The following is a 7,294-nucleotide window of genomic DNA, read 5'->3' on the forward strand; positions in this document are numbered from 1 at the left end:
ATGTACTACTGTTATTTAGAATAATAAATCTTATTTTTGAAATTGCTTTACAATGGATTAACCAATTTTTAAATGAAGATCATAACTACTAAAGAGTTCGCAAAGGCTACTAAAATTGACAAATTGGGGGTTCCTGGTCTGGCAGAGCTGCTGATGGAAATGATGAAGCTGAACGACATCAATAAAGTCTTTTCGCAGAATGAGCATTTCAATGGATTAGAATTTGTAGATAAAATATTAGAAACAATTGGTGTAAGTATAGATTTTGATGAGGATGACCTCAAAAACATCCCCAAAAAGGGCGGTTTTATAGCCATTGCCAATCACCCTTATGGTGGTGTTGAAGGTCTGGCACTGGTTAAACTGCTCTGCACCGTACGGCCTGAAGCTAAAGTGATGGTCAACTTTATTCTAAAAAAGATCCCTAACCTGAGTGAATTCTTTGTAGCTGTAAACCCATTTGAAAATGTACAGCACTCCTCAAGCATCAGTGGCCTGAAGGCAACCTTTGATTTGTTACAAAGCGGTACACCTATTGGAATTTTCCCTGCCGGCGAGGTTTCGACTTTTAGCCTGGACAAACAGGAAATCACCGACCGCATATGGCATCCGGTAGTGGGCAAACTCATTGCAAGGGCAAAGTTACCGGTTGTACCCATCTATTTCCACGGCAACAATGGTGTACTGTTCAATATTTTAAGTTTCATACACCCCACACTCAGAACGGCCAAATTACCATCCGAGTTTTTAAATAAACAGGGACTTAAAATTAAGGTCAGAATTGGCAAGCCGATCAATATCGAAGACATCTCATACCGCAACAATACCAATAAGCTACTTGATTTTTTAAGGGCCAGGACTTATGCTTTAGGTACAGGTCTGGAAGAAGAAAAGAAACTATTCAATCCTATCAACTTATTCAAGATTAAGAAAATACCGCATCCGGTTGTAGAAGAAACGGAACGCAACTTAATTGTAGGGGAAATTGAAGAACTGGAAAGCTTTAGGGTCTGGGCAGAAAAAAACTACGAAGTTTACATCGTACCTACGGCAGCGATCCCAAACATCCTAAGGGAAATCGGCCGATTGCGTGAAATCACCTTCAGGGAGGTTGGAGAAGGCACCAATAAAAAGATAGACCTGGACAATTACGACATCTATTACCATCACCTTTTCATCTGGGATAAGGACCTGCAAAACATAGTAGGCGCCTATCGTATCGGTAAAGGCGATGAGATTTTAAATACCATGGGCCGCCGCGGCTTTTACCTTTCCGAACTGTTCAAAATTAAGGAACCTTTTTACCCGGTATTGAGAAAAGGTATAGAACTTGGCCGTTCCTGGATCCGCAAAGAGTATCAGCAAAAACCCCTGCCCTTGTTTTTACTTTGGAAAGGCATTTTAAAATACCTGCTGGATAATCCGCAATACCGCTATATGTTCGGACCGGTAAGTATCAGCAACAATTTCTCTAAATTCTCTAAGTCGCTCATTGTAGATTACATCACTAAAAATCACTTTGACTATGAGCTGGCGCATTATGTAAAACCCAAAAACAAATTCAAGGCAGATTTATCAGCCATCGATAAAGACCTCCTGATTGAAAGCAGCGAATCTTTAAAAGACCTCGACAGTTTGATTTCCGATATTGAGAACTCGCACATTAAAATACCGGTATTGCTCAGACAGTACATGAATTTAAATGCGAAAATCATTTGTTTCAATATAGATCCCAAGTTTTCAGACTGCCTGGATGGCTTCCTTGTTGTAGATATGCAAAACATTCCTTCAGAGATGTTGGAAAAAATCGGCAAGAACTTTTAACAAAACAAAAAGCCACGACATCCATCGTGGCTTTTTGTTATCAACTAAACCTAAACTTTATAAATACTAACCAAATATTTATGCCACAAAAGTAAGGTCATATTGTTAAGGCCTTGTTAATTGTTGATTATCATAAATATTTTTAAAGCGCCTTCAGGTTTTATTTTAGTTCAGGACAAAATTTGGATAGAAATACTGTTTAAGATTCACTACATTATTTGTTTGTGCAGTTGTTTTGGTTCCCATCGTAATACTCGCCTCAATAATCCACTTGGTTTGATCGGCCGGTTTTCCAGGCGTTAAATTGATGCCCTTTACATAGCCATCTGTCGGCTCTAAAGCTGTAGAAAGGCAAGAGGCACAGGTATTGATCAATTTAACCCTGCCGGATATTACATCCTGTTTATTTAATAAAAAAGAATTTCCTTTCATCGGTGCCTTGATATATAAAAGAAATCCGACCCCATTTGCATTTACATTTGCCGAAAACAACCGGTATTCCCCACTTTTGGGTGTATATTCTTCCGTATTGAAATCCGCATGTTCAGTAAACTGATATTTACAGTTTCCATTTGCAGGACATGGGGTTAAATCCCTTTCTAGGATATGAATTTCATCAGCATCTGATTTGTGCTTGGAGCATGAAATGATACATAGACTCAGCACTAAAAATGCCATCAATAACTTAGTTTGCTTGTTCATATTTTTTGCGTTTTCTAATGATACGTAGATTAGCTGCTTTTCGCTACAGCGCCAATATTAAGCTTATGTTAAATATTCAAGCCCTTTGATTGCTACTAAACAAGAAAGACATAAACAGCTATAAACGTGACCAATAAGCGACAAAGCAGTGCAAAAAGGCTTTACAAAAGCACGATTTATATGTATATTTAATGTTACCAGTAAATTAAATTTAAACACCATGAGCCGTTTGCTAAAAATACTCGGTACGCTTATAGTCATACAGGTCATCACCCTGAGCACTTATGCTCAGGATAAAAGCTATAATGCCAGTTTTGAATTTTACAATGAGACATTTAATCTTCAGATTGATTCGTCCATTCTGATTCACACCAAATCTGTGCTTTCTGAGCAATACATTAAGGCATGTTATGACCAAGTTAATGCCGGCAAATACAGGCCCATCATGGATAGTTTAATCGCTTATAAAACCAAACACCAGCTAAACGACTGGCTTTATTATCAACTCATCAGGAAAACAGCACAATCCATAAGCCCTAAACAAGAAAATTACGAGCGATACACATTTTACAAATGGTTTTTAATGGGTAAATCGGGATACGATGTGCGCTTAACCATAGCCGACAACCGGATTATATTTTATGCCTATAATGATGAGGACATTTCAGATATTCCCTTTCTGTTGTTTAAAAACAAAAAATACATGTGCCTAAACTACCACGATTACGCACATGCAGATCTCAATAAGGTTCCTCCTTACGATATGATCAATATCCCTGATGCTCAAGATGCATTTTCTTACAAAATCACGCGAATGCCTGATTTTAAACCAGAAAACTATGCCGAGAAAAAACTGGAGTTCAATTACAAACACAAAATATATCACTTCAACATCAAACTGAATCCTGATGTAGCCGCAATTTTTACCAATTATCCTGTAGTAGACTTTGCCGATTATTTTAATATCCCGCTAAGTAAAGAAACTTACGGTTCCTTCATCCCATTGCTAAAAAGTAATGTCAGCCGAATGAGTCAAAAAAAAGGAATCGATTACCTCATGCGCTTTACCCGTTACGCTTTTCTGTATGAAAGCGATGAAGATAACTTTGGCAAAGAGAAACGCCTGTCGCCAGAAGAGACGCTATTTGCCAAATACAGCGATTGTGACGACCGGGCCGCTTTATTCTTTTACCTGGTTAAAGAAATTTACAACCTGCCCATGATTGCCCTCTTATACCCTACACACATTACCATGGCTGTCCAGTTTGACAAGCCCATTGGCGATCCAATTGTGTACAAAGGCAAAACCTATTCCATGTGCGAGCCCACTCCGCAACAACAGGATCTAAACATCGGACAAATCGCTGCCAAACTTAAAAACACGGCTTATCAGGTCGTTTATCAGTACGATCCAAAAAACAGGTGAGCTGAACTGCACAACTTGGCATAAATACTGCTAGTGAATAGCGAATTAAACTACTGAATAATATGTCTTTAAAGGCTTTCCAAAGAAACCACATCAGGGTATTTTTACTGCTGATCTGTTTCCTGGCCACACTTCAACATACTTTTGCTCAAAAACAACCCAAAAAAAGTAAACATCTGGCTACTGAGACCGAAATCCCATTACTGGTCAACAAAGTAGAAAGCTATACCTTAACAGTCGACAAGAACAACTTTATCCTAAAAAAAGGTTTTGATTTCAGCGCAGTTGAAAAAACGTTGCCTGATATTGAGAAAAAGCTCAAAGCCTTTAAACTAAAGTTTGAACAACAGGGACAAAAGATGAACCTCCGTAGTTTAAACAGTGCAGTTATTTTATTGAAAGAGCAGTCAGGCAACCTGACCGTATATAAAAACATACTGACCGACTATAACGAACAAATCACCAAAAGCAATATAGAGGTTAAAAAGATACTCAGTGACCCCGACCTCAATGTAATCATACCAGATTCCGTATTAAATGAGCAGCTGAACGATTTGCTAACAGAATCCAGGCTTGTAGATACACTCCAGAGAAGAATGCTCTCCAAGGTAAACCTATTACGCAACAGATTGTCGATCAATATGCTCCAATTGAACGACCTTTCTTCTGACATGACTTATTTGTCTATTTCCAAAAAGATGAACATGTTCTCCAAAGAGGAACCTGCATTATTTAGTCTGAAGTTAAATCAATATCCACAAAGCTTTCCGCAAATTATTGCCGATGCTTTTCAACGCTCCTGGAAGATCATAAAAATCTATCTGCCCGGCAAAATCCATATCGTAACCATTTCACTATTGGTTTTCATTTTTACTACAGTATGGCTCCTTTCCAACCTGCGGCGAATCAGGAAACAAGAGGATGCGGCAACTGTGCTTTTGCAGGTAAATTTTCTAAAACGCGGCATCCTGGTCGGATCATTAATGGCCTTATTTACCTATGCACCATTATTTTTCGGCAATCCAACCATGTCTTTATTACATGCTATCGAAGCCTTAAGACTGCTATGCCTTTGTTTTCTGATCTGGCCGTTCCTAGCCAAAAGTTCCAGGCTAATGTGGACTGGACTTATCCTGCTCTGGTTTTTCTACGCTACAGACGATATATTACTTGACACTGCTTTTGGAGAGCGCTGGGGACTATTTATTGCTGGCATCTGGCTCATACTACTTTGCGTAAAAATGATCCGCCAAAACAAACCATTCTTTATCCATATCGAAGAATCACCTGCTACTAAAGCCATCCTCATTTTTACACTGGCACAGGTGGTGCTCTCTGTGTTATTCAATTTAACAGGATTACTTAGTCTGGCAAAAATATTTGGCGTAAGTGCCATTCAATCCCTGATGCTTGGTATTTCGTTGAAAGTAGTCTGCACGATGGTATTAGAAGCCATTTATCTGCAAACTGAAGCTTATCACGATAGCCGTTTCTCTGACTTTATCAATTTCAAAGAACTGCAACACCGTTTTCAGCGCAACTTATGGATTATAGCTTTAATCATTTGGGTAATCGGCCTGATCCGGAACCTCACTCTATACGACCTGCTGATCAATCTGAGTTCCATCTTCTTTTACACACAAAGAAGTATCGGCAGCTATCAGTTTACATTTGCCAGTATCGCCATTTTCTTCTGTATCATCTGGCTGTCTTCCCTGATATCCGGTTTCATCAGTTTTTTCTTCGGGCATGAAAAAGCAACCGCAGGTGGTAAACGTAGTGGTCTAAATTCAATGATGCTCCTGGTTCGTTTAGGCATATGGACTGTCGGTTTCCTCATTGCAGTAGCTGCTGCAGGCATCCCGATTGATAAACTATCGATTATGCTGGGCGCATTGGGTGTAGGTATTGGTTTCGGTTTACAAAACATCGTGAACAACCTGGTGTCCGGCGTCATCCTGGCTTTTGAGCGTCCGATACAAATTGGTGACCAGATTGAAATTGGCAATAAATCTGGTACGGTTAAAGAAATTGGTGTACGCTCCAGTAAAATCCACAATGCCGAAGGCGCAGATATCATTGTCCCCAATGGGGATCTGCTTTCCCAGCACCTGATCAACTGGACCATGCAAGACCGCAGCAAAAGGGTGGAATTTTCAATTGGCGTGCCGTATAGTACCGATTTAGATCAGGCAAAAGATTTAATCGCCGAAAAGCTAAAATTGAATGAAAATATCCTCCAAAACCCTGCACCAGTAATCATAGTACAGGATTTTGGAGAATATGCCATCAGCATCCGGATCCTATTCTGGATCGCAGATCTTTCCGTTGCCGGGTCTATGCGTTCAACAGCAATGATCGACACCAAGAAAGTATTGTCTGAAGCCGGAATTCAGCTACAAGTACGACCTTTGAGTTGATAATCTGGCACTAAGCCACCACAACCTGTCCAATGTATTCACTAGTTGAAGCCAGCTTTCTGTTTTTAGAATAAAAACTGATGTAACAATGCACTTTGTGTTTACTAAAAGTAGGTGGAAGCAGTATTTTGACGCGCGCTACTTTCCTTTTTACGGCATCTTTTAATATACAAAGTTTTTTTTCAATAGGATCGTACACAACAACGGTAACCAGATCGTCGGCAGCACGTAAAAGCATGAAATTGCCATTAGTCCAACTGAATTCTATTGCACCACTTTCTACAGAATCCACTTCAGGTCGCCAACAACCCATGAGCTCCCCTTTACTAAACAAGAATTTAGGCAAATCAATCTGCTGTTCTGGATAAGCCCCCACAATGGTATGCAATAAGCTATACGAAATTACATCATTCATTGGAGTACTCTTCTTAAAATTCTGGAAACGATCATTAATCAGATCCTGAACCCCACTAAGAAAGCCCCATACCAAACCCATTTTGTTTTGCTGCGCCAATTGAGCAGTTGTTGCTGGTTTAGTGCTTAATTTGGGCAAACCCCGCATATAATCAACACCACGCCAGCTTGCACCTACTACTGCACCTACTTTTCCTGAGAATCCACCAAGAATTCCTTTTTTAATTCTTCCCATTTTTTTAAGATTTAAATTTATAATTAATTAACTACAAGCAATATACATCATTTAAAAAAGGATTCAAAATCTAACTGACCTGGCACTGCTGCGGCAATACCAGATCTTCAGTCTAAAAAAAAGACACACATAGTTTACACATTGCTCACACATTGTTCGCAAAATGGGGGTCTTTCATGCGCTTTCTGTGGAGAATGTGTGAACAATGTGTGAATGATTGATTTTCCGGTGAAGAACGGGTTCCGTCTTGTCACCTCAAATGGCTTGTTACCC

At 39.5% G+C, this 7,294-nt stretch carries 5 protein-coding genes; 3 read left to right on the plus strand and 2 right to left on the minus strand.

Going from position 1 to position 7,294, the window contains the following annotated elements:
- The first annotated feature begins 72 nt into the window (after nt 1-72).
- Nucleotides 73-1,824, plus strand: coding sequence for a lysophospholipid acyltransferase family protein (locus IM797_RS27285; RefSeq protein ID WP_194130392.1), 1,752 nt, complete (start codon nt 73-75; stop codon nt 1,822-1,824).
- Between the two features lie 165 nt (nt 1,825-1,989).
- Here the strand turns inward: IM797_RS27285 and IM797_RS27290 are convergent, their stop codons facing one another.
- Nucleotides 1,990-2,526: a hypothetical protein gene (locus IM797_RS27290; RefSeq protein ID WP_194130393.1), complete on the minus strand. Its 537-nt coding sequence runs from the start codon at nt 2,524-2,526 to the stop codon at nt 1,990-1,992.
- A gap of 220 nt (nt 2,527-2,746) precedes the next feature.
- On the opposite strand from IM797_RS27290, the gene IM797_RS27295 reads away from it, so the two are divergent.
- Together IM797_RS27295 and IM797_RS27300 are read left to right on the plus strand one after the other, a co-directional pair.
- Nucleotides 2,747-3,952 carry a hypothetical protein gene (locus IM797_RS27295; RefSeq protein ID WP_194130394.1) on the plus strand — a complete coding sequence of 402 codons (1,206 nt, stop codon included), beginning with the start codon at nt 2,747-2,749 and terminating at the stop codon, nt 3,950-3,952.
- Between the two features lie 62 nt (nt 3,953-4,014).
- Nucleotides 4,015-6,372, plus strand: a complete 2,358-nt coding sequence (locus IM797_RS27300; protein ID WP_194130395.1) for a mechanosensitive ion channel family protein — start codon at nt 4,015-4,017, stop codon at nt 6,370-6,372.
- Between the two features lie 10 nt (nt 6,373-6,382).
- Here the strand turns inward: IM797_RS27300 and IM797_RS27305 are convergent, their stop codons facing one another.
- Nucleotides 6,383-7,021, minus strand: a complete 639-nt coding sequence (locus tag IM797_RS27305) for a DUF6266 family protein (RefSeq protein ID WP_194130396.1) — start codon at nt 7,019-7,021, stop codon at nt 6,383-6,385.
- Between the last annotated feature and the right edge of the window lie 273 nt (nt 7,022-7,294).

Source organism: Pedobacter sp. MC2016-24, assembly GCF_015223055.1.
GTDB lineage: Bacteria > Bacteroidota > Bacteroidia > Sphingobacteriales > Sphingobacteriaceae > Pedobacter.

Bases quoted from the DNA above. Each gene is read 5' to 3' on its own strand.
- IM797_RS27300 (WP_194130395.1), top strand. From the start codon at position 4,015: ATGTCTTTAAAGGCTTTCCAAAGAAACCACATCAGGGTATTTTTACTG.
- IM797_RS27285 (WP_194130392.1), top strand. From the start codon at position 73: ATGAAGATCATAACTACTAAAGAGTTCGCAAAGGCTACTAAAATTGAC.
- IM797_RS27295 (WP_194130394.1), top strand. From the start codon at position 2,747: ATGAGCCGTTTGCTAAAAATACTCGGTACGCTTATAGTCATACAGGTC.
- IM797_RS27305 (WP_194130396.1), bottom strand. From the start codon at position 7,021: ATGGGAAGAATTAAAAAAGGAATTCTTGGTGGATTCTCAGGAAAAGTA.
- IM797_RS27290 (WP_194130393.1), bottom strand. From the start codon at position 2,526: ATGAACAAGCAAACTAAGTTATTGATGGCATTTTTAGTGCTGAGTCTA.